Origin of the sequence: Pseudomonas edaphica (genome assembly GCF_005863185.1) — a bacterium.
In the GTDB taxonomy this organism is placed as follows: domain Bacteria; phylum Pseudomonadota; class Gammaproteobacteria; order Pseudomonadales; family Pseudomonadaceae; genus Aquipseudomonas; species Aquipseudomonas edaphica.
Map to the genome: position 1 here is coordinate 1 of NZ_VBVZ01001115.1, position 642 is coordinate 642.

At 58.9% G+C, this 642-nt stretch carries 1 protein-coding gene; it reads right to left on the reverse strand.

The window, feature by feature from the left end; genetic code table 11:
- Positions 1-138: 138 nt before the first annotated feature.
- Positions 139-507 (reverse strand): glyoxalase superfamily protein, encoded by a 369-nt coding sequence (locus FEM54_RS33595; protein WP_138454401.1) that lies wholly within the window; start codon positions 505-507, stop codon positions 139-141.
- Between the last annotated feature and the right edge of the window lie 135 nt (positions 508-642).

Genomic DNA, 642 nt, shown 5'->3' on the forward strand with positions numbered 1-642 from the left:
GCCCCAAGGCATTCACTGCGCTCCCGATGTCAAATCTCGATCAACTTCAGTAGGGGCCGCTGCGCAGCCCAACGGGAGCAAGCTCCCTCGCCACAGGCAAAGTTATACATACTCGGCTTGCCTTGAGTCCCTTGGCTCTCAGCCCTCGCCTTCCTCAACAAACACCAGTCGATTCCCAAACGGGTCCTTGATACTCATCTCCCGCGAGCCCCAAGGCGTTTCTTCAACCCCAGGCTTGGCATACCGGTAGTCCTTGGCCAGCAACTGCTGCTGGTAGCCGTCCACGCCTTGCGCCTGAATCCGCACCGCCGAGCCCGACGAAGCATCGCCATGGTGCTCGGACAAATGCAGCACGCACTCGCCCAGCGACACTTGCAGATACAACGGGAAATTCGCCTCGAAACGGTGCTGCCAGTCAACCTTGAACCCCAGGAAGTCGACGTAGAACTCCAACGCCTTGGCCTCGTCGAAGATCCGCAAAATCGGGGTGACTTTTCCTAAGTGCATGGCAACCGCTCCGTGTATGAAGGCACCCACTATAGGGACGAAAACCCGCCACGCAAATCCCCATTGCGCGCGAGGAACAGCCCCGGCCGATGACCATTGGCCTGCCCATCGCTATAACTCAGCACGCCATTGACC

What these genes read in the sequence shown, in the direction of transcription:
- FEM54_RS33595 (WP_138454401.1), bottom strand. Translation starts at nt 507, where the DNA reads ATGCACTTAGGAAAAGTCACCCCGATTTTGCGGATCTTCGACGAGGCC.